The sequence below is a fragment of the Pseudomonas sp. SR18 genome (genome assembly GCF_023701505.1).
Classification (GTDB): domain Bacteria; phylum Pseudomonadota; class Gammaproteobacteria; order Pseudomonadales; family Pseudomonadaceae; genus Aquipseudomonas; species Aquipseudomonas cyclaminis.
Genome location: NZ_JAMQAU010000017.1, coordinates 69891 through 96286 on the forward strand (window position 1 = coordinate 69891; position 26396 = coordinate 96286).

Annotated in this window: 23 protein-coding genes; 3 read left to right on the plus strand and 20 right to left on the minus strand. The window is 61.9% G+C overall.

What is annotated here, in order from left to right; all coding sequences use genetic code 11:
• Positions 1 to 154 precede the first annotated feature (154 nt).
• On the plus strand, positions 155 to 6811 hold the full coding sequence (locus NDJ82_RS22280; RefSeq protein ID WP_250926299.1) for a dermonecrotic toxin domain-containing protein: 6657 nt from the start codon (positions 155 to 157) through the stop codon (positions 6809 to 6811).
• A gap of 230 nt (positions 6812 to 7041) precedes the next feature.
• Positions 7042 to 7980, plus strand: coding sequence for a DnaJ C-terminal domain-containing protein (locus tag NDJ82_RS22285; RefSeq protein WP_099583634.1), 939 nt, complete (start codon positions 7042 to 7044; stop codon positions 7978 to 7980).
• Positions 7981 to 8025: 45 nt separating this feature from the next.
• On the opposite strand, the gene ureC is transcribed toward NDJ82_RS22285, so the two are convergent.
• The 18 genes from ureC to NDJ82_RS22375 form a co-directional block, all read right to left on the minus strand.
• Positions 8026 to 9726: an urease subunit alpha gene (gene ureC / locus NDJ82_RS22290; protein ID WP_099583633.1), complete on the minus strand. Its 1701-nt coding sequence runs from the start codon at positions 9724 to 9726 to the stop codon at positions 8026 to 8028.
• 134 nt (positions 9727 to 9860) lie between these two features.
• Positions 9861 to 10166, minus strand: a complete 306-nt coding sequence (locus tag NDJ82_RS22295) for an urease subunit beta (RefSeq protein ID WP_065947146.1) — start codon at positions 10164 to 10166, stop codon at positions 9861 to 9863.
• Positions 10163 to 10696: a GNAT family N-acetyltransferase gene (locus NDJ82_RS22300; protein ID WP_099583631.1), complete on the minus strand. Its 534-nt coding sequence runs from the start codon at positions 10694 to 10696 to the stop codon at positions 10163 to 10165. The genes NDJ82_RS22295 and NDJ82_RS22300 overlap by 4 nt, the downstream gene beginning before the upstream one ends.
• Positions 10697 to 10701: 5 nt before the next feature.
• Positions 10702 to 11214, minus strand: coding sequence for a GNAT family N-acetyltransferase (locus NDJ82_RS22305; protein ID WP_099583630.1), 513 nt, complete (start codon positions 11212 to 11214; stop codon positions 10702 to 10704).
• 9 nt (positions 11215 to 11223) lie between these two features.
• The gene (locus NDJ82_RS22310) at positions 11224 to 11526 is read right to left on the minus strand and encodes an urease subunit gamma (protein ID WP_010213535.1); all 303 of its coding nucleotides are present in this window, start codon (positions 11524 to 11526) and stop codon (positions 11224 to 11226) included.
• Between the two features lie 145 nt (positions 11527 to 11671).
• Complete coding sequence (locus NDJ82_RS22315; protein ID WP_250926300.1) at positions 11672 to 12511, minus strand: urease accessory protein UreD; 840 nt, start codon at positions 12509 to 12511, stop codon at positions 11672 to 11674.
• 31 nt (positions 12512 to 12542) lie between these two features.
• Positions 12543 to 13241 (minus strand): urea ABC transporter ATP-binding subunit UrtE, encoded by a 699-nt coding sequence (gene urtE, locus NDJ82_RS22320; RefSeq protein WP_099583628.1) that lies wholly within the window; start codon positions 13239 to 13241, stop codon positions 12543 to 12545.
• Positions 13242 to 13304: 63 nt separating this feature from the next.
• Positions 13305 to 14138 carry an urea ABC transporter ATP-binding protein UrtD gene (gene urtD, locus NDJ82_RS22325; protein WP_099583627.1) on the minus strand — a complete coding sequence of 278 codons (834 nt, stop codon included), beginning with the start codon at positions 14136 to 14138 and terminating at the stop codon, positions 13305 to 13307.
• Complete coding sequence (gene urtC, locus NDJ82_RS22330) at positions 14135 to 15202, minus strand: urea ABC transporter permease subunit UrtC (protein WP_112193181.1); 1068 nt, start codon at positions 15200 to 15202, stop codon at positions 14135 to 14137. The genes urtD and urtC overlap by 4 nt, the downstream gene beginning before the upstream one ends.
• Positions 15202 to 16704: an urea ABC transporter permease subunit UrtB gene (gene urtB, locus NDJ82_RS22335; protein ID WP_158878509.1), complete on the minus strand. Its 1503-nt coding sequence runs from the start codon at positions 16702 to 16704 to the stop codon at positions 15202 to 15204. The genes urtC and urtB overlap by 1 nt, the downstream gene beginning before the upstream one ends.
• Positions 16705 to 16844: 140 nt before the next feature.
• A complete protein-coding gene (gene urtA, locus NDJ82_RS22340; RefSeq protein WP_099583624.1) occupies positions 16845 to 18110 on the minus strand; it encodes an urea ABC transporter substrate-binding protein in 1266 nt (421 codons plus the stop codon).
• Positions 18111 to 18310: 200 nt separating this feature from the next.
• The gene (locus tag NDJ82_RS22345) at positions 18311 to 19693 is read right to left on the minus strand and encodes a PepSY-associated TM helix domain-containing protein (RefSeq protein ID WP_250926301.1); all 1383 of its coding nucleotides are present in this window, start codon (positions 19691 to 19693) and stop codon (positions 18311 to 18313) included.
• Positions 19694 to 19810: 117 nt separating this feature from the next.
• On the minus strand, positions 19811 to 21853 hold the full coding sequence (locus NDJ82_RS22350; protein ID WP_250926302.1) for a TonB-dependent copper receptor: 2043 nt from the start codon (positions 21851 to 21853) through the stop codon (positions 19811 to 19813).
• Positions 21854 to 21946: 93 nt separating this feature from the next.
• Complete coding sequence (locus NDJ82_RS22355; protein WP_250926303.1) at positions 21947 to 22360, minus strand: DUF2946 domain-containing protein; 414 nt, start codon at positions 22358 to 22360, stop codon at positions 21947 to 21949.
• A gap of 11 nt (positions 22361 to 22371) precedes the next feature.
• Positions 22372 to 22854, minus strand: a complete 483-nt coding sequence (locus NDJ82_RS22360; protein WP_099583620.1) for a copper chaperone PCu(A)C — start codon at positions 22852 to 22854, stop codon at positions 22372 to 22374.
• Between the two features lie 47 nt (positions 22855 to 22901).
• Complete coding sequence (locus NDJ82_RS22365) at positions 22902 to 23297, minus strand: DUF2946 domain-containing protein (RefSeq protein ID WP_099583619.1); 396 nt, start codon at positions 23295 to 23297, stop codon at positions 22902 to 22904.
• A gap of 97 nt (positions 23298 to 23394) precedes the next feature.
• Positions 23395 to 23682 carry an addiction module antidote protein gene (locus NDJ82_RS22370; RefSeq protein ID WP_158878513.1) on the minus strand — a complete coding sequence of 96 codons (288 nt, stop codon included), beginning with the start codon at positions 23680 to 23682 and terminating at the stop codon, positions 23395 to 23397.
• Positions 23683 to 23685: 3 nt separating this feature from the next.
• The gene (locus NDJ82_RS22375; protein WP_099583617.1) at positions 23686 to 23988 is read right to left on the minus strand and encodes a type II toxin-antitoxin system RelE/ParE family toxin; all 303 of its coding nucleotides are present in this window, start codon (positions 23986 to 23988) and stop codon (positions 23686 to 23688) included.
• A gap of 188 nt (positions 23989 to 24176) precedes the next feature.
• Here NDJ82_RS22375 and NDJ82_RS27745 point away from each other — a divergent pair, with 188 nt between their 5' ends.
• Complete coding sequence (locus tag NDJ82_RS27745; protein ID WP_371929518.1) at positions 24177 to 24350, plus strand: DUF6124 family protein; 174 nt, start codon at positions 24177 to 24179, stop codon at positions 24348 to 24350.
• 119 nt (positions 24351 to 24469) lie between these two features.
• Here the strand turns inward: NDJ82_RS27745 and NDJ82_RS22380 are convergent, their stop codons facing one another.
• Both NDJ82_RS22380 and cbiE read right to left on the minus strand, forming a co-directional pair.
• Positions 24470 to 25189 carry a cobalt-precorrin-6A reductase gene (locus NDJ82_RS22380; RefSeq protein ID WP_250926304.1) on the minus strand — a complete coding sequence of 240 codons (720 nt, stop codon included), beginning with the start codon at positions 25187 to 25189 and terminating at the stop codon, positions 24470 to 24472.
• Complete coding sequence (gene cbiE / locus NDJ82_RS22385; RefSeq protein ID WP_250926305.1) at positions 25186 to 26391, minus strand: precorrin-6y C5,15-methyltransferase (decarboxylating) subunit CbiE; 1206 nt, start codon at positions 26389 to 26391, stop codon at positions 25186 to 25188. The genes NDJ82_RS22380 and cbiE overlap by 4 nt, the downstream gene beginning before the upstream one ends.
• Between the last annotated feature and the right edge of the window lie 5 nt (positions 26392 to 26396).

Below are 26396 nucleotides of genomic sequence, written 5' to 3' on the forward strand. Positions count from 1 at the left end.
CCGGGCAAAAAACGGCCGCGCAGTGTATGCCACTGGCGCGCGGATGCGTAGACCGGTGATCCGTAAATCCACCGGCATTCGCGCTACATAGCTACGTCTTGAACCTGCCGGGGTTTGGCTAGGCTGCGGTTTTACCGCTCACGGATGAACCGCTATGCCTGATGCAACCTTTACCGCCGACCTGCGCGGCGTGCACTACGACTTCCTCAAACAACGCGTGCCAAGCTGGTTCCTGGATGGCACGCCCCAGCGCCAAGAAGAGCTGGGCCAGCACGAGATGGACATTCCTTCCTGGTACCTGGCCGCGACTCACCAAGACAAAACCACCCTGGCCGAGCAGCACACACGTTTTCGCGAAACCCTCAATTCAATCGAAGAGCATCTTGGCCAGATCGACGACATCCTGGCGTTCGCCGAGCAGCCGCTCAAGGACGCAATCAAAAAGCAGTTCAACCTGGAGTTGGATGTACGCAATGTGTTCCTTGTGCGCAAATACGCCTACAAAGGTGCTCGCGACGATTTCTACGGGGCCTTTGTGCTTGAGCAGCAAAACGACCCCAGCCTGACCTACACCTACCGTGGTACATCCCTGCTGGAAGCGGCCCTGGCCAATTTCGAGGCCGATGAAGAACAGCCATCGCCGTGCAACGATTGCCAACTCATTACCCGCTGGAATCCCGATAACCCCCACATCATTGCGACATTCGCCGCCGTCAGCGCCGACGCGGTGGCGATCAAGCCCCATGAATTTGCCAAGCTGTGCCGCTCCCTGGACCTCGGCGCGCAATACCAGAAGCACATCAAGGCGGTGGTCGAACCCGACGCCGCCCAAGAGCGCGAGGCGCTGGAGCAATTGCTTGAGGAGCATCAACGCCAGCAACTGGCGCTGAGCATCGAGATCGCCCGGTTGCAGTTAAACGGCGCGTTGAGCGCCGATGCCTACCAGATGCTCAAACAGGTGGTGGCCGGTTCCGGCACGCCGAAGCTGACGGGCAAGCCGGTCACCTACGCCGCGCTCAAGGTACTGGACAGTGTGCTGGTGGGGCCGCTGCTGATCGGGCCAGACCGTGAACGTTCGGACCGTACCGAGCGCCTGGTGGTTTACCTACCCGGCGACCCGCAACAGCCGGTCAAGGAGTACGCCTCGAGTGGCGAGTTCATGGTCGACCTGCGCATGCGCTTGCACAGCGCATCCTATCGACGCTTTTTCAGCCGCTTTGTGCCAGTGCGCGAGCAAGGCGGTTTTTTCGCGCGTTTCAACCGGTTGTACCAGCCTGCCGATAATGGCAACGGCGGGACGGATTATCCGCTGCGTACGCCGTTGGTGCATTTGCCCATGGACGGCTTCCTGCTCAGTGGTGACCTCTGGCAGCTCAGTCGCCAGGCACATATCAGCAAGATCTTGAGTGATGCGCGGGCCGTGGCCGTACCCACCGAGGACGAGGGCCGTAAGGCGCGGCTGGAGCGTCTGGAAAGCTTTTTCGACGCCGCTGTCAGCGTGTTCAACCTGGCGGCCTTCGTGGTGCCAGGGTTGGGGCCGATCATGTTGGCCGTGGGCGCGTCGCAGATGTGCTACGAAGTCTTTGAAGGGATAGAGGCCTATGGGCAAGGCGAGCCGCGGCAAATGTGGGCGCATTTTGCATCGGTGGCGTTGAACGTGGCGTTTATTGCCACCGGCGCCAAGGTGTTGCCAGCCGTCAAATGGCAAAGCGCGGTGGAGCATCTCAAACCTGTGACGATGCCGTCCGGCAAGCAGGTGCTGTGGAACCCTGACCTGGCGCCCTACGAATCGCCTGTCAAACCGGCGCCCGAGGCCAAGGCCAGCGCGCTGGGCCTGTACGAGCATGACGGGCAGCAACTGGTGGCATTCGAGGACGCCCATTATCAGGTCAAGCAAGACCCCCTCACCGGCGATTACCGCATCCAGCACCCGACCCGCTCCGGCGCTTATACCCCAGAGCTGGAGCACAACCACAACGGGGTATGGAGCCATGAGCTGGAAGAACCGCTGACCTGGGATGAACCGACCTTGCTCAAGCGCCTCGGGCTTGGCGATCAGGCGGACCCGTTGCGCATCAGCGGTGTCGACGCCGACGTGCTGCGCCAGGCCGCAGTCCATCACGAGCCGTTGCCGTGGTTACTGGAAGACACGCTCAAACGCTTCGAACTGCACCAGCAGCTCACCACCTTTGCCGAGCGCATCAGAAGCAGTGACCCCTTGGTGTACTCGAAAGCCGAACCCAAGCTGCAATTTGACCTGCTTCAACGCTTCGGCCTGTTGCCTGACAACGTGGCGCTGAAAGTCATCGGCCCCCGGGGCGAGGTGCTCTGGGAGACACCCGATGCCCCGGCTTCAGCCAGCAAGCGCGTGATGGTGGTGACCGAAAGCGCCATGGCCCGGGGCGGTTTGCTACGGGAGTTGTTGTATACGTTGCAGGGTGTCGACCCGCTGCTCAAGGCGTTTCCCGGCAGCCCCGAGGAGTCGCTGGAGGTGCGCGCCGGCAAGCTGCGCCACTATCTCGGCGATGCCGTTGACAGCCTCAAGGGGCCGTTGCTGGAGCAACGCTACCAAGCGCTGAACCCGGCGCCCGATGCCGATGTACAACGTCTGCTGGATACCTACCCGGCCTTGCCTGCACCGGTCGCTGAGCGTGTGCTGCAAGGGGCGACGACCGATCAGTTGCAGGCCTTTCGCAGCACCCGTCGCTTGCCCGAGCCCCTGGCCACGCAAGCCCGATGGTGTGCCCAGGAAACCCGGGTGGCCCGTGCCTACGAAGGGTTGCACCTGGACACCCAGACGCACCTCGATAGCCAGCGCCTGGCCTTGCGCACCCTGGAAACCCTGCCGGGCTGGCACCGCGGTTCGCGCATCGAGCTGCGTCAGTATTCGGCTGAAGGCACGGTGCTGGATGCCATCGGCTCGCCTGACTTTGCGCATAAACGCACACTGGTGCTGCTGGAAAGCGGCGACTTCCAAGCCTCCATGCCCGGCGATTTCTACAGCGCTATCTGGAAACAATTGGCGCTCGCTGAACGCCAGCGCCTGGGCTTGAGCAGTGCCGTTGAGCTCAAGCAGGCGATCCAACGCAGCCCGTTACCGCGAGAACCGTTGCGCACGGTGCTGGAGGAGAATCCGTTGCGCAAGCCTGACTACGACCCGATGGCCAGGCTGTTGGGCGGCGCGCCTGGGGTGCGCCAGTTGTTAAGGACGGCGGGGAATGTGCTTCGCTTCCCGGCGGAGCGGGTACGGCGGTTGTTTCCGACCTTCAGCGACGAGCAGGTCACGGCGTTCATCGAATCGCTGGGTGAAGACGTGCGGGGCGAGTTGAGCCGCCGTGAGTTGGAGTACCGCACCCTGAAGAAAACCTTGAAGGTCTGGGCGCAAGCAAGAGGGCCGCAGGCCCTGAACCCTCATAGCGTTGAGTGGCGTGTGAGCGAAGAGATCAAACGATGCTGGCGCCGTGAGACCGGGAGCCAGTTGCACATTCGCGTGCCCAGGGACAGCTTCTATCGGGTGGATATACCCGCCATAAAAGCAAGCTTCGACCATGTCCGGGAATTGGTGTTGTCGAATGTTACATGGGGTGGAGATTCCACTGCGTTGTTCCTCGAAAACTTTACCGAGTTGAACAGCTTGAGCATCACCGGGGCCGAAATGACCGAGCTGCCTGCGGTGATTGGCGACATGAAGCAGCTCACGTCGTTGAAGCTGAACGCCAATGGCTTGCAGTTGACCGAACACAGCGCTGGACTGTTAAGCGATCTCAATGCGCTGCAAGTGCTCGACCTTTCGAGTAACCCATTGGGCGTAACGCCAGACTTCAGTGGCATGCCCCATTTGAGAGAGCTGAATCTGTATTGGACGCGCATCGAGCGTTGGCCCTCGGGGTTGAGAGAACAGGCCGGGCTGGAGCGTCTCGACCTGCGTCAAAACCGTCTGCAACAGGTACCGCAGGACAACCTGGTGCCGCCCGCGGATCAATTGGAAACCGTGGCACGGATCAACAACGTCACCTTGCTTGAGAATAATCGCTTCCCCCCCGATTACTGGAAAACCTTCGATAAGTACTGGCAGGACCTGGCCCGGTCTCGACCCGACCTGTTGCAAGGGGCACTGGAGGGCGCTTTCGATAGTAAAAATCCGCGTATCGATAAGGTGCAGTACATGTACCCCGAGTACTCCGTGCAGAAGGCCAGGGCGCTTATCTGGTCCTGGGGTGAAGGGGCCGAGGCGCAGCTGAACCGCCTCTGGCAAGAGCATTCTGTGCTGCTCAAGCAGTTGAACGAATGGGCATTTTCAGGCGGTGGTGAGCGCCAGCGCTATGTGCGTGTCGGCGAGCGTGCCAATGACGCAGGGTCTTTGCGTGACCGCCGCCAGGCCTGGGACCGCATCTTGCGCTGCTGGAGGCAAGAAACACCGCAACAGCTCACCAATGATGGCGAACCTTTCGGCCTGGAGTTGAACCTCAGTGATCTGAACCTGCCGAGCCTGCCTGACCTGGACGCGGATTTCAGCCATGTGGGTTCGCTCAACCTGAGCAATATGAATCTTCGAACCTCGCCGGAAGGGTTCCTCGCGCGTTTTCGCGGGGTGCGCTGGCTCGACTTGTCGAATAACCAGTTGCGTGAGTTACCGCCGGCGGTCGGGCAGATGCATGGCTTGACCCGCTTGTCCCTGCAAAACAACCGGATCCGCCTGACTGCCGACTCGGCGGCAATACTCTCGTCACGCATCAGCGCCTACGGCGACCGGCTCACCGCCACCGAGCAAGCAGCCAATCGATTGGTCGCCAGCGTGACGAGTGCGGTGGATGGCCCGGTGGTGTTGCATGGCGCGGATGCTCCGTTTCGGCGCTGGTCCACGGGCTTTTCCACTGAGCAGTTGGCGCAGCGCCGGCTCCAGTGGTCCACCCTGCGTGCGTTGCCGGGTTCGGACGGCTTCTTTGAAGTGCTCCGGGACCTGGAAATAGCGCCTGCAGGGCGTGAGGACTTGCAGCGCCGGATCTGGGAGGTGATCGATGGCATCACGCAAAACAGCAATGAGTCCGAGCAGTTGCGCAAGGAGATGTTCGAGTGGGCGGGGCGGGCGGCCTGCTGTGACCGGGCGGCCTTGACCTTCAGCAACCTGGAGATCCTGCTGACGACCTACAACGCCGAGGCACTTGCCTTGGACTCGACCCAGGGTGCGGCCCTGCTGAAGCTGTCCAAGGGGCTGTTCCGTCTCGATGAGCTGGAAAAGATCGCCTTGGAGGATATCGACCAGCGCAGGGCCGCGATCAACGTGCGTGAAGGCTTGACCCCCGCCCAACGAGAGAGCGCCTTGAGGGCCGTGGAAGAGGTGGAGGTGCGCATGGCGTATCGCCACGGGCTCAAGGATCGCCTTGAATTGCCCGGCCAACCGCAGCAGGCCCGGTTTGTCCAGTTCGGCAATGTGAGCCAGGCCATGCTTGATGCGGCCTGCCAACGGGTGCTCAGCCTGGATAACTCCGCCCAGGAGTTGCAAGCCATGCTCGCCAGAGACTTCTGGAAAGACTATGTGGCGAATAAATACCGTGCGCAGTTTGAAGCACAGAACGCACCCCATCACGAACAAATGGAAGCCTTGCAGCGCGACTTCGATGCCGGGACGCTGCCCCGTGCAACCTACGACACCAAGGTCAAGGCATTGCAGGCGCAGTTCGAGATTGAGGAAGCACAATTGATCGAACGCTTGAGCCGCGATGAAGTGGTGCAGGCGCTGGTGCCGACAGCGAGCCTTGAAGTGTTGGTGGACAGCGATGGCAACGGCTTGCAACTGTCCCAGGCACAAGCCGTCGACTTCAATGGCAAGCGCTACTTCGTGGCAAGCATGCCCGATGCGGGTGATGGCGAGCATTACGTGTTATGGGTACAAGCGGCGGATAACCCGTTGCGGTTGACCAGCAGCGCAATCGTCGCCAAGCCTGACGTCAATGGTGTGTGGCGGCGTCGAGGCCTGGCGGGCGGAATGGTGCAGCCGGGGTCTGACGATGAGTTTGTCGACGCGTCGGAATCCATGCCGGTCAAGCCCTATACAGCGGCAGAACTCAGTTACATGCGCCGGGAAGTGCACTTTGCGGCCAACCCGAATCCGGTCGGCAGTTACATCCGCGCCAACAACGGCAAGTACCCACTCCGGGATTACCAGGGCAGGCCGATCCGTATCCGAACTCTGGAGAGGCGAGTGGCCTTGGAATCCGACACGCAATACACCTCCGCGCAGGTCAAACCCTACATCCAGTTCGAAGGGTATGAGCACGTCGGTGCACGCTATGAAGCGCAACTGCAACTGCGCACGTTCACGGCGCAGGATGTGAAAGTGCCTGGTGAAAAGGCGTTGATCGGCCAGTCCATGGTGGTGGCCAACCGGCGTATCGCCAAAGGGGAAATCGTCGGTGTATACGGCGGCACCGTACTGCCGTCGGGGATCTTCGGCCAGGGCGGCCAGACCTACACCATGAAGGTGGGCAGCCAGAGGGTCGCCGAGGGTAACGTTTTGAAGGAGGTGCCGATTCATTTATCGGGGGACAATATTCTGTCGCGAATAAACACCCACTTTGAATATGACGAAAACGGCAAGCCGCTGCGCCAGGCGCCAGGTGGCTATAACATCGAGACAGTGGGGTTTGATGTTGAGGCCGACATGTGGCTGGGCGTGGGGCCAGGGGCGCAGATAAAGCGCAAGCCGTTCATCCTCAACACCCTTTTCGCCACTGAAGATATCGCCGCGGGCACCGAACTGCGAATGGACTACCAATACACCGAGGGGATGATAAAAAAGCTGTTCGCTTGATCCTACTCAGGTCGGTAACCCGTCCGTCGTCGAAAATAGCGGTATTGCATCTTGAAAGACCGCGTTTTGCCCCAATCTTGTGGGCATATCCAGGCGGTACACAGCCATTGCATTGAACCTGTGTGCCGCCGCTCAACTTATGACGCGCCCTGACATCAATTCCCAGGCTGCCAGCCATGGTGTGCCGTGTGGCGGGCTGCGCGATATCGATAACGGATGGTGATGCCCCCATGGATTTCAAAGACTATTACAAGATTCTCGGTGTCGAGCCGACGGCTGACGACAAGGAGATCAAGTCGGCTTATCGCAAGCTGGCGCGTAAATATCACCCGGACGTCAGCAAGGAAAAGGATGCCGAATCCAAGTTCAAAGATGCGTCCGAGGCCTATGAAGCCCTGAAAAGTGCCGACAAACGCGCCGAATACGATGAACTGCGCAAATACGGCCAGCATGGCCAGCCGTTCCAGGGGCCGCCGGGCTGGCAGAGCCGTGGCGGCTTTGGTGGCGGCCAGGACGCGGGCGACTTTTCGGACTTTTTCAGTTCGATCTTCGGCTCGCGCGGCGATGCGTTTGGCGGCGGCCAGCGCCGACCCACAGGGCGTAAAGGCCAGGACGTGGAGATGCAACTGTCGGTGTTCCTGGAAGAGACGCTGTCCACCGAGTCCAAGCAGGTCACCTTCCAGGTGCCGCAATATGACGCTTCGGGCCGGCACGTCAGCAACACCACCAAGAGCCTGAACGTGAAGATCCCTGCCGGCGTGGCCGACGGTGAGCGCATCCGCCTCAAAGGCCAGGGCGCGCCGGGGATTGGCGGCGGGGCCAATGGCGACCTGTACTTGATCATCAAGTTTGCGCCGCACCCCAAGTTTGAAGTGGAAGGCGAAAACCTGGTGATCACCTTGCCCCTGGCTCCATGGGAGTTGGCGTTGGGGGCGGAAGTGACCGTGCCGACCCTCACCGGCAAGATCAACCTCAAGGTGCCGGCCGGCAGCCAGAACGGCCAGCGCATGCGCGCCAGGGGTCATGGCTTGCTGAACAAGGCCGGCGAACGTGGCTTCCTGTACGTGCAGCTCAAGGCCGTGATGCCCAAGCAGGCTGACAACGAGACCATCGCGCTGTGGCAGGCGCTGGCCAAGCAAGCCAACTTCAACCCACGCGAGAACTTCTGAATCACTGTGGTGAGGGAGCAAGTTCCCTCACCACAGCAGGTCGAGTCAGAACAAGAAGTAACGCTGCGCCATCGGCAGTACGTCAGCCGGTTCACACCACAGCAACACCCCATCGGCCTTGACCTGATACGTCTGCGGGTCCACTTCGATGTCCGGCAGGTAATCGTTGTGGATCAGGTCGGTTTTCTGCACCTCGCGACACCCCTTGACCACCGCAATCTGCTTTTTCAAACCCAAGGCTTCCGGTAACCCGGCTTCCAATGCTGCCTGGCTGATAAAGGTCAGGCTGGTGGCGTGCAGTGAGCTGCCGAAACTGGCGAACATCGGGCGGTAGTGCACCGGCTGCGGGGTCGGGATTGACGCATTGGCGTCGCCCATCAGGCTCGACGCAATCGCGCCGCCCTTGAGGATCAGCGTCGGCTTGATGCCGAAAAACGCCGGGCGCCACAGCACCAGGTCAGCCCATTTACCCACCTCGATGGAACCGACGATATGGCTGATGCCATGGGTGATCGCCGGGTTGATGGTGTACTTGGCGATGTACCTTTTGGCGCGGAAGTTGTCGTTGCCGGGGCCATCGCCGGGCAAGGCGCCGCGCTGTTTTTTCATCTTGTCGGCGGTCTGCCAGGTGCGCGTGATCACTTCGCCGACGCGGCCCATGGCCTGGCTGTCGGAGCTGATCATCGAGAACGCGCCGAGGTCGTGCAGGATGTCTTCGGCGGCGATGGTCTCGCGGCGGATGCGGCTTTCGGCGAAGGCCACGTCTTCGGCAATGCTCGGGTCCAGGTGATGGCAGACCATCAACATGTCCAGGTGTTCGTCGATGGTGTTACGGGTGAATGGCCGCGTCGGGTTGGTGGAGCTGGGCAGCACGTTGGGGAAACCGCAGGCCTTGATGATGTCCGGCGCGTGACCACCTCCGGCACCCTCGGTGTGGTAGGTGTGAATGGTGCGGCCTTTGAGTGCGGCGAGGGTGGTTTCGACGAAGCCGGACTCGTTGAGGGTGTCGCTGTGGATGGCTACCTGAACGTCATATTGGTCAGCGACGCTCAGGCAGTTGTCGATGCTGGCAGGCGTGGTGCCCCAGTCTTCGTGCAGCTTCAAGCCGATGGCGCCGGCCTTGACCTGCTCGATCAACGGCTCCGGCAGGCTCGCGTTGCCCTTGCCGGTAAAGCCGATGTTCATCGGGAACGAATCGCTGGCTTGCAGCATGCGCGCCAGGTGCCACGGGCCCGACGTGCAGGTGGTGGCGTTGGTGCCGGTGGCCGGCCCGGTGCCGCCGCCGATCATGGTGGTGACGCCGCTGGTCAGCGCTTCTTCGATCTGTTGCGGGCAAATGAAGTGCACATGGCTGTCGATGCCGCCCGCAGTAAGGATCATGCCTTCACCTGCGATCACTTCGGTGCTGGCGCCGATGGCCATGGTCACGCCGGGCTGGATGTCCGGGTTGCCGGCTTTGCCAATCGCGTGGATGCGGCCATTCTTCAAGCCGACGTCGGCCTTGACGATGCCCCAGTGATCGATGATCAGTGCGTTGGTGATCAGCGTGTCGACCACTTCATGGGCGAGCAATTGGCTCTGGCCCTGGCCGTCACGGATCACTTTGCCGCCGCCGAATTTGACCTCTTCGCCGTAGACGGTGAAGTCCTGCTCGACTTCGACGAACAGCTCGGTGTCGGCCAGGCGGACCTTGTCGCCGACGGTGGGGCCGTACATGTCGGCGTAGGCTTGGCGGCTGATTTTCATGTGTGGTTGCCCTGGAAAAATTATGTTGAATGTGACACCGCTATCGGGGGCAAGCCCCCTCCCACATTTGAATGCGTTCACAAATCAAAGGTGGGAGGGGCGGTGCGACGATTCGACTTGTCCCCGATGAGGCCCTAAAGGTCGCCCATGATCCGCCCGGCAAACCCAAATACCCGCCGCCCGCCGCTCAAATCCACCAGCTCCACCTCACGGCTTTGCCCCGGCTCAAAGCGCACCGCAGTCCCCGCCGGAATATTCAGGCGCATGCCTCGGCTCAACGCACGGTCAAACGTCAGCGCGTCGTTGGTCTCGAAAAAATGATAATGCGAGCCCACCTGGATCGGCCGGTCGCCGCTGTTGGCCACGCTCAGGGTGACGGTGCGGCGGCCGACGTTGAGTTCGATCTCGCCGGGCTGGATCTGATATTCACCAGGAATCATGCAGGTTGCCCCAGGGTCTTGAAGTAGATGGCGGTCGGGCTGTAGCGCCCGTCCGGGCTTTGGCAGTAATCGGGCAGTTCACCGATCTTGGTGTAGCGCAACGCCTGGTAGAAGGCTTCGGCCCCGGAGCCGGCTTCGGTGTCCAGGTACAGCAGGCCACGCTTGTGCTGGCGTGCGGCAAGTTCCAGGGTTTGCATCAGTTGCTGGCCCAGGCCATGGCGCCGCGCGCGGCTGTGTACCAGCAGTTTTTGCACCTCGGCGCGGTTCAGGCCGTTGGCTTTCTGGCATAGCGCCAACTGCACGCTGGCCTGCACCTGTTCGTCGCGCACCACCACCCACAGCAACAGGCTGGCGTCTTCGATGCTCGCCTGAACGCCGTGCAGATATTCGCGGGCCTGGGCCTCATCGAAGTCGGCCATGAAGCCCACCGACGCGCCGTGCTTGACCGCATCCAGCAACAGCTCAATCAGGCCCTCGCGGTAATGGGCAAAACTTTCTGCATTGACTCGACGCAGTTGCGCAGCGCTCATCGATCTCACTCCTTGGGCGGCTCGGCGCCCGGGTTCAAGGCCAGTTGCATAAAGGTCAGGTCGAGCCAACGCCCGAACTTGATACCCACCTGCGGCATCTGCCCGGTGGTGACGAACCCCAGGCGTTCATGCAGACGGATCGAGGCCTGGTTGCCGCTTTCGATGGCGGCGACCATCACGTACTTGCCGCCGCTGCGCGCACGTTCGATCAAGGCTTCCATCAGGCGCGGGCCAAGGCCTTTGCCGCGCTGGTCGTTACGCACATACACCGAGTGCTCGACGCTGTAGCGAAAGCCTTCGAACGGTCGCCAGTCGCCGAACGAGGCGTAGCCGGTGACTTCATCATGTTCGACCGACACCAGGATCGGGTACGCCTGGGCCTGGCGTGCGTTAAACCACGCCAAGCGGTTGGCCAGGTCGACCGGTTGTTCGTTCCAGATCGCCGTGGTGTTGCGCACCGCGTCGTTGTAGATAGCGCGGATCGCTGGCAGGTCGCTTTCAATCGCATCACGAATCATGGCCGCGCCTCACGCGATGGGTTGGTGGACGGTGACCAGCTTGGTGCCGTCGGGGAAGGTGGCTTCCACCTGGATATCCGGAATCATCTCCGGGATGCCTTCCATCACCTGTTCACGGCTGAGCAGTGTGGTGCCGAAGTGCATCAGGTCGGCCACGGTGCGGCCATCGCGGGCGCCTTCCATCAGCGCCGCCGAGATGTAGGCGATGGTTTCCGGGTAATTGAGCTTCACCCCGCGCGCCAGGCGGCGTTCGGCAACCAAGCCTGCGGTGAAGATCAGCAGTTTGTCTTTTTCCCGTGGGGTCAGGTCCATGGTTCAAGGTCCTTCAAACAACATTCATAAAAAACACTGGAGATCCCTATGGGTGGGGGCTTGCCCCCGATAGGGGAGCGTCAGGCAAGACATCTGTCACTGACCCACTGCCATCGGGGGCAAGCCCCCTCCCACATGTTGATCTTCATGTGCTCCAGATTCGCGGTGAAACGGCTTCGCGGCCCAGCATCGCCGGGCGCAACAGCCGCCATAAATCAATCAACCAACCCCGTGCCAACAGCGCCTCGCTGGCCAGGCAGCGAGCGACCAGCAAGCCGGGCAGTTGGGTCAGGTCGCCGCGCACGGCATGTGGCAGGGCGCGGCAGGTTTCGAGTAATTCGGGGGCGATCTCGCCCGTCACCAAGAACGTGGCAAACACCGGTTGCCCATCGAGACCGATAGGTGAGTCGAGCAACCCATCGGCGCCGACAATGCGCTGGCGTTCGTGCCAGAGCAACTGGCCGTCGCGGCGGATATCCAGGTGCGATTGAAAGTGCCCAAGGTCGAAACGCTCGCCACTGGCCGGGCGGCCCAGGGCGACCACGTCCCAGTAGAACAGCCGCGCATCGCCGTGCAGGTCGATGCGCGTAGTGAGTTCGGCCTGGGCGGCACTGAATACGATGGTCTCCTGGGGCAGCCATTCCAGCGTCGCGCCGGCTTCGACCGTCAGTTCGAGTTGCTGGAACGCCGGGCCGCTGGCGCGGTACCACTTGGCCGCGCCGGGGCTGGTCAATTGGGCCCAGGCCCCTTCGGCGACATGGGCGCTGATGTCCAGGCGATCCCCACCGGCAATCCCGCCGGGCGGGTGCACGATGATGTGCTGGCACACCTCGGGGCCTTCGGCGTACAGGTGTTTTTGCACCCGCAGCGGGCCGAGGTGGCGGCGCATCACCGGGCGCGTGGTGTCGCCGAAACGCGCGTAGCCGAGTTCCAGCTCGGCGTGCCAGCTGGGGGTGAACAGGGCAGGGGTAACGGGCAGGTTCATGTCTTTATGCTTATCGTTAGGACGCTACAGATTAGATGGTTACGAGACCACGTACACCCTCGCTTTCCATATTTTCTCCACGGCCCTGCTGCACGATTTCACCACGGGACATCACCAGGTATTGGTCGGCCAATTCAGCGGCGAAGTCGTAGAACTGCTCCACCAACAGAATCGCCATATCGCCCTGGGCGGCGAGCTTTTTGATCACCGCGCCGATCTCCTTGATCACCGAGGGTTGGATGCCTTCGGTGGGCTCATCCAGGATCAACAGGCGCGGGCGGCTGGCCAGGGCTCTGCCGATCGCAAGCTGTTGCTGCTGGCCGCCGGACAAGTCACCGCCGCGTCGATGTTTCATTTGCAGCAACACCGGGAACAGTTCGTAGATAAACGCCGGCACTTGCTTGGCCTCGGAGCCGGGAAAGCGGGAAAGCCCCATCAACAGGTTTTCTTCCACCGTCAGCCGCCCGAAAATTTCGCGGCCCTGGGGCACGTAGGCGATACCGGCGTGCACGCGCTGATGGGGTTTGAAACCGGTGATGGCCTTGCCTTCCCAGTTCACCGCGCCTTCCTTGGCCGGCAGCAAGCCCATCAGGCACTTGAGCAGGGTGGTCTTGCCCACGCCGTTACGCCCGAGCAGGCAGGTGACTTCGCCGATCTTCACGTCAAACGAAAGCCCGCGCAGGATGTGGCTACCACCGTAATACTGGTGCAGTTTGTCGACTTGCAGCATGTTCACACTCTCCTCAAATCCTGCAGGTGCCTGGCTCTTGTTTCGTAGCCCTTCCACACCTATTCAGCGACCGAGATAAACCTCGATCACCCGCTCGTTTTCCTGCACCTGTTCCAGCGACCCTTCGGCCAGCACACTGCCCTGGTGCAACACGGTCACGTGGTCGGCAATCGAGCCGACAAAACCCATGTCGTGTTCCACCACCATCAGCGAATGTTTGCCTGCCAGGCGCTTGAACAGTTCGGCGGTGAATTCGGTTTCGGCGTCGGTCATGCCCGCCACCGGTTCATCCAGCAGCAACAGTTGCGGGTCTTGCATCAGCAGCATGCCGATTTCCAGGAACTGCTTCTGGCCGTGGGACAGCAACCCGGCCGGGCGATGCACCGAGGCGGTGAGGCGGATGGTGTCGAGCACTTCATCAATCCGGTCTTTCTGCTCGCCGCTCAGGCGGGCACGCAGGCTGGCCCATACGGACTTGTCGGTCTTCTGCGCCAGTTCCAGGTTTTCGAAAACGCTGAGGGCTTCGAACACCGTGGGCTTCTGGAACTTGCGGCCGATGCCGGCCTGGGCGATCTGCACTTCGCTCATGCTGGTCAGGTCCAGGGTTTCGCCGAACCAGGCGTTGCCGTGGCTGGGTCGGGTCTTGCCGGTGATCACGTCCATCAGCGTGGTCTTGCCTGCGCCGTTGGGGCCGATGATGCAGCGCAGTTCGCCAACGCCGATGTAGAGATTGAGGTCGTTGAGTGCCTTGAAGCCGTCGAAGCTGACGCTGATGTCTTCGAGGGTCAGGATGGTGCCGTGGCGGGTATTCAGGCCCTTGCCCGCAGCCTGGCCAATGCCGATGGCATCGCGGCCACTGCCGGCATCAAAAATAGGTTCGAGCATGACGTTCCTCATTTCTTCAGCAGGCCGATAACGCCCTTGGGCAAATACAGGGTGACGATGATGAACAGCGCCCCGAGGAAGAACAGCCAGTATTCCGGGAAAGCCACGGTGAACCAGCTCTTCATGCCATTGACCACGCCCGCGCCGAGCAACGGGCCGATCAAGGTGCCGCGCCCGCCCAAGGCGACCCACACAGCGGCTTCGATGGAGTTGGTCGGCGACATTTCACTCGGGTTGATGATGCCCACTTGCGGCACGTACAACGCACCGGCCAAGCCGCACAACACCGCGCTCAACACCCACACGAACAGCTTGAAGCCGCGTGGGTCGTAGCCGCAGAACATCAGGCGGTTCTCGGCATCGCGCAGGGCCGTCAGCACCCGGCCGAACTTGCTCAGCGCCAGGCGCCAGCCGATGTACAGACTGGCGACCAACAGCAGCACCGTGGCCAGGAACAACACCGCCCGCGTGCCCGGCTCGGTAATGCCGAAACCGAGGATGCTGCGGAAATTGGTAAAGCCGTTGTTGCCGCCGAACCCGGTCTCGTTGCGAAAGAACAGCAGCATCCCGGCGAACGTCAGTGCCTGGGTCATGATCGAGAAATACACGCCCTTGATCCGCGAACGGAAGGCAAAGAAACCGAACACCAACGCCAGCAAACCCGGCGCCAGCACCACCAGGCACAAGGCCCAGAGGAAGTGGTCGGTGCCGGCCCAGTACCAGGGCATTTCGGTCCACGACAAAAAGGTCATGAACGCCGGCAGGTCGTCGCCGGACGCCTGGCGCATCAGGTACATGCCCATCGCATAACCGCCGAGGGCGAAGAACAAACCGTGACCGAGGGACAGCATCCCGGCGTAACCCCACACCAGGTCCAGGGCCAGGGCGACGATGGCGTAGCAGAGGATCTTGCCCACCAGCGTCAGGGTGTACGCCGACACATGCAGCGGGTTTTCCGGCGAGAGCAGAGAGCACAACGGCAAGGCCAGCAGCAGGATCAGGATGATCACACCGGTGGCAATCGTCGCCTTGGGGCCGGCCTTTTGTGCGGCTGTAAGCATCAATGGCTGGTTCATCAGTCGATCACCCGTCCTTTCAGTGCGAAGAGTCCTTGCGGGCGTTTCTGGATAAACAGAATGATCAGCGCGAGGATCAGGATCTTGCCGAGCACGGCGCCGATCTGCGGTTCCAGAATCTTGTTGGCGATGCCCAGGCCGAAGGCCGCCGTGACGCTGCCGGCCAATTGGCCGACGCCGCCCAACACCACCACCAGGAACGAATCGATGATGTAGCTCTGGCCCAGGTCCGGGCCGACGTTGCCGATCTGGCTCAGCGCCACGCCGCCCAAGCCGGCGATGCCGGAGCCGAGGCCAAAGGCGAGCATGTCCACGCGCCCGGTGGGCACGCCGCAGCAGGCCGCCATGTTGCGGTTCTGGGTGACGGCGCGCACGTTGAGGCCCAGGCGCGTCTTGTTCAGCAGCAGCCAGGTGAGCACCACCACGAACAAGGCGAAGGCGATAATCACGATGCGGTTGTACGGCAGCACCAGATTGGGCAGCACCTGGATACCGCCGGACAACCATTCAGGGTTGGCCACTTCGACGTTCTGCGCGCCGAACACCAGGCGCACGGCCTGGATCAGCATCAGGCTGATGCCCCAGGTGGCGAGCAGGGTTTCCAATGGCCGGCCGTAGAGGTGACGAATCACCGTGCGCTCCAGCGCCATGCCGATGGCGGCGGTGACGAAAAACGCCACCGGTAGCGCGATCAGCGGGTAGAACTCGATGGCTTGCGGCACGTAGCGCTGCATCAGCAACTGCACCACATAGGTGGAATAGGCGCCGAGCATCAGCATCTCGCCGTGGGCCATGTTGATCACGCCGAGCAGGCCGAAGGTGATCGCCAGGCCCAGCGCGGCCAGCAGCAGGATCGAACCGAGGGACATGCCGCTGAAGGCCTGGCCGAGGATCTCGCCCACCATCAGTTTGCGTTTGACCTGGGCCAGGCTGGTTTCGGCGGCGGTGTGCACGGCGGCATCGGTTTCGACGCCGGGCGCGAGCAGCGCTTCAAGGCGGGTGCGGGCGAGCGGGTCGCCGGTGCTGCCGAGCAAACGCACAGCGGCCAGGCGCACCACCGGGTCGGGGTCGACCAGTTGCAGGTTGGCCAGGGCCAGGCTCAGGGCGGTGTGCACACCTTCATCGGTTTCGGCGGCAACGCGCTGGTCGAGAAACTTGAGCTGCGCAGGTTGCGCGCTTTTTTGCAGGGTAACCGCTGCGGCCAGACGCACCTTGGGGTCGGCGGCGAGCAGTTGTTGGCTGGCTTGCACGTTGTCGATCAAGCCGCGCAGGCGGTTGTTCAGGCGCACGGTCCTGGTCTCGCCGTTGAGCGTGAGCTGGCCTTGTTGCAGGCCGTCCACCAGCTCGATGCGTGCCGGGTCAGGCGTTGCGGCCCAGTCCTGGAGCAGCTTGGCTTGTTGGGTCGGGTTGGCGGCGAGGAAGTCTTCGGCGTCGCCGGCATGTGCGGCGAAAGGCAGCAACAGCAGCAAGGCCAGGAAATAGCGATGGAGGGCAGTGGGCATAAACAAATGTCCTAGTCATGCGCGGTCAAAACTGTGGGAGGGGGCTTGCCCCCGATAGCAGTGGTTCAGTGATAAATGCATAGCCTGATACACCGCCATCGGGGGTAAGCCCCCTCCCACATTTGGCCTGTGGTGGGGCTTTAGTTGCTCTTCACCGCATAGTCCGGCTTCTTGTCATTGCCAGGAATGTACGGGCTCCACGGCTGCGCGCGGATCGGCTCCTGGGTCTGCCATACCACCGAGAACTGCCCGTCGGCCTGGATCTCACCGATCATCACCGGCTTGTGCAGGTGGTGGTTGGTCTTGTCCATGGTCAAGGTAAAGCCCGACGGCGCGGCGAAGGTCTGGCCGGCCAGGGCTTCACGCACTTTGTCGACGTCGGTGGACTTGGCTTTCTCGGCCGCTTGGGCCCACATGTGGATGCCCACGTAGGTGGCTTCCATCGGGTCGTTGGTCACGGCTTTGTCCGCGCCCGGCAGGTTGTGTTTCTTGGCGTAGGCTTTCCAGTCGGCGACGAATTTCTGGTTGACCGGGTTCTCCACCGACTGGAAGTAGTTCCAGGCGGCCAGGTTGCCCACCAGCGGCTTGGTGTCGATGCCGCGCAGTTCTTCTTCACCCACGGAGAACGCCACCACCGGCACGTCGGTCGCCTTCAAACCCTGGTTGGCCAGTTCTTTGTAGAACGGCACGTTGGAGTCGCCGTTCACGGTGGAGATCACCGCTGTCTTGCCACCGGCAGAGAATTTTTTGATGTTGGCGACGATGGTCTGGTAGTCCGCATGGCCGAACGGGGTGTAGACCTCTTCGATGTCTTTATCTGCCACGCCTTTGGAATGCAGGAACGAACGCAGGATTTTGTTGGTGGTGCGCGGATACACGTAGTCGGTGCCGAGCAGGAAGAAGCGCTTGGCGCTGCCACCTTCTTCGCTCATCAGGTATTCCACCGCCGGGATCGCCTGCTGGTTCGGCGCCGCACCGGTGTAGAACACGTTCGGCGACATCTCTTCGCCTTCGTACTGCACCGGGTAGAACAGCAGGCCGTTGAGTTCTTCGAACACCGGCAATACCGATTTGCGCGACACCGAGGTCCAGCAGCCAAACACCACGGCGACCTTGTCCTGGGTCAGCAGCTGCCGACCTTTTTCGGCGAACAACGGCCAGTTGGAGGCAGGGTCAACGACCACCGGTTCAAGCATTTTGCCGTTCACCCCGCCCTTGGCGTTGATCTCGTCAATGGTCATCAGCGCCATGTCTTTGAGCGACGTTTCGGAGATGGCCATGGTGCCGGACAGCGAATGCAGGATGCCGACCTTGATGGTCTCGGCGGCCTGGAGGGTCCAGGTCATGCCCATCGCGGCAATGGATGCCGACAAAGTGAAAGCCTTGATCAAGCTGCGACGCTTCATTGTGCAATCTCCAGAACTCAACATTGTTATGGGCGTAGGTTGGGGAACTGAAGGGGGCTCTGCAAAGGCTGTGCCTGCTATTACGAACGGGCCGGCTGCGCGGGTTGTAGGAGGCTTCTGCGAGCACGGACGCACCAAGTAGGCGCTTGTTTTCCGGGAGGGTGCACAGCGCGCGCTGTAAGGGTGCGTGGCCCGGTGGCTCATGAGGCGGTTGGCGGCCATCCGGTTGCTCGGTTGAACCGCGCCAGTACCAGCCGATCCAGCAGCCACACCAGCACCAGCGAAGCCCCCACCAGCGGGAAGACCAGCGCCAGGCCGAGCATGATGACCACGCCGGTTTTCCACCTCGGCAGGTCATGGCGCAACGGCGGAACGCCCAGGACGCCCTGGGGCTTGCGCTTCCACCAGATCACCACGCCACTGATGGCGCTGAGCAGAATCATCAGGCAGATCACCAGCACGATCAGTTGGTTGACCCAGCCGAACATCTTGCCCTCGTGCAGCATCACCCCGGTCTCGGTGGCCCGCGCCACGTTGCTGTAGTGCTCCCAGCGCACATCGGCGAGGACCTTGCCGGTGTACTGGTCCACGTGCAGGGTGGCGTCGTTGCGTGGGTCGTTGGCGAATACGGCGACGGTGAACACGCCTTCGGCGGTGGTGGGGAAGGTGATGCTGTAGCCGGGCTCGACTTTGCGTGCAGTGGCCAGATCCACCACCTGTTGCAGGCGTACCGTGGGCGCGGCGGGAGCGGCGTGCATGGCGCCGTGGTTCATGTGTTCGGCGTGGTCGCCGGACATCGGCATCGGTGTGTTTTCCATGGCCCAGGGCACGGTCTGTTGCGTCGCGGTGTTGAGCACGCGTGCCTGCTGATCGGACTGCGGCACTGTGTTCCACATCGCCGCCGGGAAGGTGTTCCACAGGTCGGCGTATTGCTTGCCCCAGAAGCCGGTCCAGGTCATGCCGCTGAGCAGCATCACCAGTAAAAACGCCGCGCCCCAGAAGCCGGCTACCGCGTGCAGATCGCGCCAGAACACCCGGCCGCGGCTGTTAAAGCGTGGCCATAACACCCCGGCCGACGACTTGCCGCGCGGCCACCACAGGTACAGGCCCGACACCACCAGCACCACGCCCCAACCGGCGGCGAGTTCGATCAGGCGATCTCCGACGGTGCCGATCATCAGCTCGCCGTGCAGGGCGCGGGCGATGGCTTGCAGGTTGTTTTTTGCATCCTGTTCACCGAGTACGGTGCCGCGATAGGGGTCGACGAAGACGGTGACTTCGCGCCCGCCGTCGTGCATCACGAATTGCGCGCTGCTGGTGGTGTCGGCCGGCGGCAGGTACTTGGTGATCTTGCCCTGGGGAAAGGCCGCCTGGGCACGTTGCAACTGCTCGTCGGCGCTCAGTGCGTGCTCGGCGCTTTGCACTTTGAGCAGGTCGCCGTACATCAGCGGGTCGAGTTGGGGTTTGAACAGGTAGATGATGCCGGTCAGGGCCAGCAGCACCATGAAAGGGGCGACGAAGAGGCCGGCGTAGAAATGCCAGCGCCAGGCCAGGTTGTAGAAGGAAACGTTTTGAGTGGTCATCAGGGATGCTCCGCAAAGCTAAAATTTTTGTCGTTGGTCAGGCCGCCATCGGGGGCAAGCCCCCTCCCACATGTGGAATGCATTCCAACTGTGGGAAGGGGGCTTGCCCCGATGCTTTTAGAAGCTCATGTCGACTTTGGTCCAGAGGGTGCGCCCCGGCTCCTTGATGGCCTGCGGGTCGCTGGCCGGGTAGCCGAAGCCGGCATTGCCCGCCAGGTTCAAATGCTCTGCGTAGGCCTTGCCGAACAGGTTGTCGACGCCGGTGCTGACCTTGAAGTTTTTGTTGATGCGATACGCGCCATTCAACGAGAACACGCCAAAGCCACCGCTTTTGTCGTAGTCCTTGCCGACCACGTTGCCCTTGTTCTGATCGATACGGTTTTGTGCGGCGACCACCCGCCACAGCGCGCCGGCGCTCCAGTCGTCTGCGCTGTAGGTCAGGCCGAAACGTGCATCCAGCGGCGGCATTTGCGGCAGGGCCTTGCCGTCGCTGCTGTTCTTGCCCCAGGCGTAGGCGAGGGTGGCGTCCGCCTTCCAGTTTGGCGTCAGCTTGTACGCCGCGCCGAGTTCACCGCCCATGATGCGAGCGTCGACGTTGCGGGCCTGCGAGGTAGTGCCCATCATGCCTGGCCGGTAGTCGAACAGGATGAAGTCACGCACCTGGCCGATGTAGCCCGAGGCCCAGGCTTCAAGGTTGTCGGCTTTGTATTGCGCGCCGAAATCGAGTTGGGTGGTCTTCTCCGGTTTCACGCCGTCGAAGGCATTCACCGAACCGACCGCGCCGGTGTTGGGGGAGAACAACTCCCAGTAATCCGGGAAGCGCTGCGTGTGGCCCAAGCCTGCGTAGAGGGTGGTGGGGCTGTTGGCCAGGTCGTGTTCGTAGCGCATGAAGCCCGACGGCAACGTGTCGGCGCGGGTTTCATTGGCGGTGGCGCTGGTCTGGCGAAAGTCCTTGGCCGAGGCGCGGTCCAGGCGTGCGCCGGTGATCAGGCGATCACGCTCGGCGGCGTACCAGGTGAGCTCGCCGAACACGCCGTAGTTGTGGAAGTTGGCGTCCTTGACCTTGGGCAAATCCTTGTAGGTGTCGATGCCCATGCTGCTGCGTTGGCGGTGTTCGTTGGTCTGCGCATCCAGGCCGCTGATCAACTGCACATCGGCCCAGCGCCAGGTGGCTTTGATGCGCGCGCCGAGGGTACGACGGTCGACGTTGGAGGCCATAGGCCCGGCCATCATCCCGGTCCCCGACGGCGTGCGCAGGCTGTAGTTGTCCATCACGTGGTCGGCGTAGTTGTAGTAGACCTGGGCCTCGACCTTATCCAGCACCTCGCCAATATTCGATTTCTCGAAGCGCAGCCCGAGGCTTTCGCGCAGGAACTGCGAACCGTCCATGCCACGCCCGGCGTAACGCGCTTCGCCGTCGCCACGGCCGGCGGTGAGTTCCAGCAGGGTGTCGGCATCCGGGGTGAAGCCAACGGCCACGTCGCCATTCCATTTGTCGTAGCGCGAGGCGACGGTGTCGTTGTTGCCGTCTTTGTAGTCGTCGGCGTGGGCCTGGTTGCCGATCACTCGCACATAGCCCAGCGGCCCGCCAGCGGCGGCATCGATGACCTTGTCGAAGCGCCCGTTGGAGCCGGCCAGCACGCTCGCGTTGAGCCGTGTGCCCAACTCACCGAAGTGTTCGGGCTCGCGATCAAACAGGATCGTACCGGCCGAAGCACCTGGGCCCCAGAGCACGGTTTGCGGGCCTTTGATCACGGTAAGCGTGTCGTAGGTCTCCGGGGAAATATACGACGTGGGCGCATCCATGCGGCCGGGGCAGGCGCCGAGCACCATGCTGCCGTTGGTGAGGATATTCAGGCGCGAGCCGAACATGCCACGCAGTACCGGGTCGCCATTGGTGCCGCCGTTGCGCACCAGGGCGAAGCCGGGGATGGTCTTGAGGTAGTCGCCGCCGTCGCTGGCGGGCACCGGTTGGCGCGGGTCTTTGGGGTTGGTGACCACGGTCAGCGGCGAGCTGGGCGCGATGGCGGTGATCACCGTGGGCGTCAGCTCATGCTCGGCGTGCTCATCGGCCTGAGCGTGGGGGGCGAGCAGGGCGCCGCATAGGGCAGCGAGCACAGAAGTACTTCCCAAACGGGAGTCAGCAGTAAACCTGGACATGACAAATTCCATCAATCAATCGTAAACAACACGGCCAGCAGCCTGCGGCTGTCTGTCTAAAGTCGGCCGGGGTGAAGTAACGGTGCTTGGTGTTTACGAGGCGATGGGCGGCGCACGGCTGCGGGCGCCGGGGAAGATGCTCTGCCGGGCATGGCCCAGGCGCGTGGCGGGGGTGAGGGCATTGGCCGGCGGCGGGGTACCGAGGGCCACGAATGAAAGGCTGCCGGGCAGGGCAGGGCAACTGAACAGCAGGTCGCAATAACCGCACTTGGCCCAGAGCGCGTGATGGTCGTTGGGGGCTTTGGGGTGATGGGATTCGCCGTGGTCGCCCGACATGTCCATATCCATGGACATGCTCATCGGCATCGACATACCGGCGTGATGATCCATCGGCATCGCTTGGGAAATCAGCGGACCGATAAAGATCATCAGCATGGCGAACAGGCTGATCCAACTGCCGCGCTTCACGCGGTGATGTGGAGAGAGCCTGGCGCGGGGGGCGCCCATCGAGTGTTGGCCTATTGGGCGTGCTTATGCGCGTGGGCGGCCATCGGCGGCACTTTTTGGACCGACACTTGCACCTCGACCTTGCCGGATTTTTCAAAGGTCAGGGTGAGTGGGAATTGCTTGCCATCGGCCAGCAGGCTGCGGTCTTTGAGGCCCAGCAGCATCACGTGGTAGGCCATGGGCGCGAAGGTCAGATCGCCCTTGGCCGGTACGGCAACGCTGGGCACTTGCTGCATCTTCATCAGATCGCCCTGCATCACATGCTCGTGCAGCTCGGCTTTGTCGGCCACGGGCGTGTCGACGCTGAGCAGGCGATCCGGGGTCGCCCCGGTGTTGTGAATCACAAAGTACGCCGCGACGGTGGGCGCATTGGGCGGCAACTCCTGGGACCAGGGATCGCTGACCAGCAGGTCGCCGGCCTTGTAGTCTTCGGCATTGGCGGCACTGAACACCGGCAGCAGCAACGCGGCCAGAAGCAGGGAAGATTTGAGCATGGCAGTTCTCCAGAACGGTTCTAAACGCAGTTCACTTGCGAAGAAGATCAGACCGTTGGAGAGGCGCGGGGGTTGAGGCTCGGCCATTGCTGGCGCGGGGTAGGGGTTTGCAGTGGGGGTTGTGGCTGACGCGGTACGGCTTCAAATCGCGTGAGATACAACTGCGGCACATGCCCCGGCAACGCCACCAAAGGCGCCGAGCCCGAGCAACACCAGCAATGCTGCATGGTGGAATGATCGTCCTGTTGCGGCGCCGGAATGTCCAGCTTGCCCAGGGCAATCGTCTTCAGGCTTGCGCCATTGGAAGAACAGAACCCGCCCCACATCAGTTGCTTGACCGGGTCGTCGGCCTGCTGCATCGCAGCGGCCATTGGCATGGCAAACGCGTTGAACAGCACTGCAAGGCAGGCGATCCAGGCAATTGCAAAGCGTTGACGGGCCATGGCGGACAATCCGTAGGGTTAAACGATCAGGCGGGTATTTAGCCTGATCGGGGGGGATAAGTAAAAAGCGGCGGTGTGGTTTGGTGTCGCAGCAGAATCACACCGCCGTGACGTGAAGCTTGAGGCCCAACGCTTTCATCACTTTCATGATAGTCGCGAACTCGGGATTGCCAGTGCTGGAGAGGGCTTTATATAAGCTTTCGCGTCCGAGGCCGGCGTCGCGAGCAATTTGGGTCATGCCTTGGGCGCGGGCGATATTGTTGAGCGCTGAACGAATCAGCATTCCGTCACCGGCGTCCTCTTCGAAAGAGGCTTCGAGATACTCCGCCATGTCCTCAGGAGTCGTCAGATGCTCGGCTATGTCGAAATCTTTAAATTGAGTCATGGGTCACTCCTTTTTATCAAATTCTTCGGCAATTTCTTTAGCTCGCTCGATGTCGCGTTTTTGCGTTGATTTATCGCCACCTATCAACAGTAGATAAATCACCTCACCTACACGTTTGAAGTACACCCGATATCCAGGACCATAGTGGATGCGCATTTCGGATACGCCATTTCCGACGTTTTCGCAGTCTCCAAAATTGCCCATTCTTGCGTTATCCAATCTTGTAAGTACGCGTCCATGGGCGGGTTTACTGCGTAGCGAATAAAGCCATTCCTGAAACTCATCAGATCTCTTGAAGTGGATCATCTCAGATCGTATTCCTTGGGATACATGTTGGCAAGGTGCGACGCGCTGCAAAAGCAGGCATCCCCATCGCGGATGGCTGACGCGAAACCGCGAGCGGGGAGGTTAGGTCGGGGGCTTTTGGCTGAGCCAGCCAGCCTGTTCGGAAGTGTTTGTAGGGGGATTCGACTTTTGGTGGTGCAGCCTGATAGCTGGCTGTTCACCTAGCCGACGTATTCAGTACCGAAGACCTGCTGGTCAACCTTAGCGAAACACGGGCATCGGCCAGCGCGCTGAGCTGCGACTTGGCTTTTGACCTGGGAGAGGAATTGCTTGCAGATCGCGTGCACGGCGGCGTTGGGCAGGCGACAGCCACGAGCCGCTAGCACCACAGAAAACAAGGTGGGAGGGGGCTTGCCCCCGATAGCGCTATGTCAGTCGCTGATTTGCTGGCTGAACCACCGCCATCGGGGGCAAGCCCCCTCCCACATTTGAACTGTGTTGTTCAGGGAGAATGGATTGCCTGTAGTACCGCTGCGACCGTTGGGAACTCCAGATCCACCGCCGCCAACACCGGCCGCTTCAACACCAGCACCGGCACCCCGCGCTCGCGCGCCACTTCCAGCTTCGGCTCGGTAGCCGTGCTGCCGCTGTTCTTGCTGATCAGCACATCAATCCCGCGCCGTTCAAACAACTCTCGCTCGTTTTCGATCAAAAACGGCCCACGTGCGCCGATCACTTCACAGCGCTCATTGCCCGGATACACATCCAGTGCCCGCAACGTCCAGAACTGGTCGGAGGGGATTTCATCGAGGTGCTGCAACGGCTCTCGGCCCAACGTGAACAGCGGGCGCTTGAAGGGTTTCAAGGCTTCAATCAGCTCGGCCCAATCACCGACCTCTCGCCAATCATCCCCGGCCTGGGGCTGCCATGCCGGGCGTCGCAATGCCCAGCACGGTACACCGCTCAACTGTGCTGCCTCGGCGGCATTGCGGCTGATCTGCGCGGCATACGGATGGGTTGCGTCGAGCATCAGGCTGATCCCCTCATCCCGGACAAACCGCGCCAGGCCCTCTGCGCCACCATAACCACCGACCCGCACTTGGCAGGTCAGATCGGTCGGCACCCGCCCGACACCGGCCAGGCTGTAGATATGTTCCGGGCCCAATGTACGGGCGATGGCCAGCGCTTCGGTCACGCCGCCCAGCAGCAAGATGCGTTTCATAGCGGCTTGACCACTTCCAGCAGCGTAATCGGCAACGCCTGGCGCCACGTATCAAACTCCCCCAACGGCTGGGCCTGGGCTACGTGAATGCGCGTCAGCTCACCGCCATGTTGAGCGCGCCAGTTCATCAAGGTCATTTCACTTTGCAGGGTCACGGCGTTGGCCACCAATCGCCCACCGGGCCGCAGGTGCTGCCAGCAGGTGTCGAGTACGCCCTCACGGGTGACGCCGCCGCCGATAAAGATAGCGTCGGGTGCGGTAAGGCCATGCAACGCCTCAGGGGCTTTGCCACGAATCAACTGCAAACCGGGCACGCCGAGGGCATCGCGGTTGTGTTCGATCAGGCCTTGGCGGCCTTCGTCTGCTTCAATCGCCAAGGCGCGGCAGCTTGGGTGCGCACGCATCCATTCGATACCGATTGAGCCACTGCCCGCGCCCACGTCCCACAGCAGTTCGCCGGGCATAGGGGCGAGGCGGGCGAGGGTCATGGCGCGTACATCACGTTTGGTCAGTTGGCCGTCGTGCTGGAAGGCGCAATCGGGCAAGCCCGCGAGGCGCGACAGACGCGGTGTGTCGCTGGAGGCCAGGCAGTCGATGGCGACCAGGTTCAAGTCGGCAACCGAGGCGTGTTGCCAATCTTCAGCCAAACCGTCAATGCGCCGTTCATCCGCGCCGCCCAAGTGTTCAAATACCGTCAATCGGCTGGGCCCGAACCCGGATTCGGCCAACAACGAAGCAATCAACGCAGGGCTGCCGCCGTCATTACTCAGCACCAATAAGCGCACGCCCGTGGCCAGATGTGCATTGATCGCCGCCACTGGCCGGGCGACCACGGACAGTGTCACCACCTCCTGCAACGGCCAGCCCAACCGCGCTGCCGCCAACGACACCGACGACGGTGCCGGCAAAATCAGCAGTTCTTCAGCCGCCACCTGCCGCGCCAGACTGGCTCCCACGCCGTAGAACATCGGGTCGCCGCTGGCCAGCACACACACTGGCGTGCCGCGTTGTGCCAGCGCCGGCTCCAGGGAAAACGGGCTCGGCCACACCTGGCGTTCCCCCCGAATACACACCGGCAGCAGGTCCAACTGGCGCTGAGCACCTATAATCCGCGTGGCGCGCAACAGGGCATGCCGGGCATTTCTGCCCAGGCCCTTGAAGCCGTCTTCACCGATGCCTACAACCGTCAGCCAGGGCGACATATCAA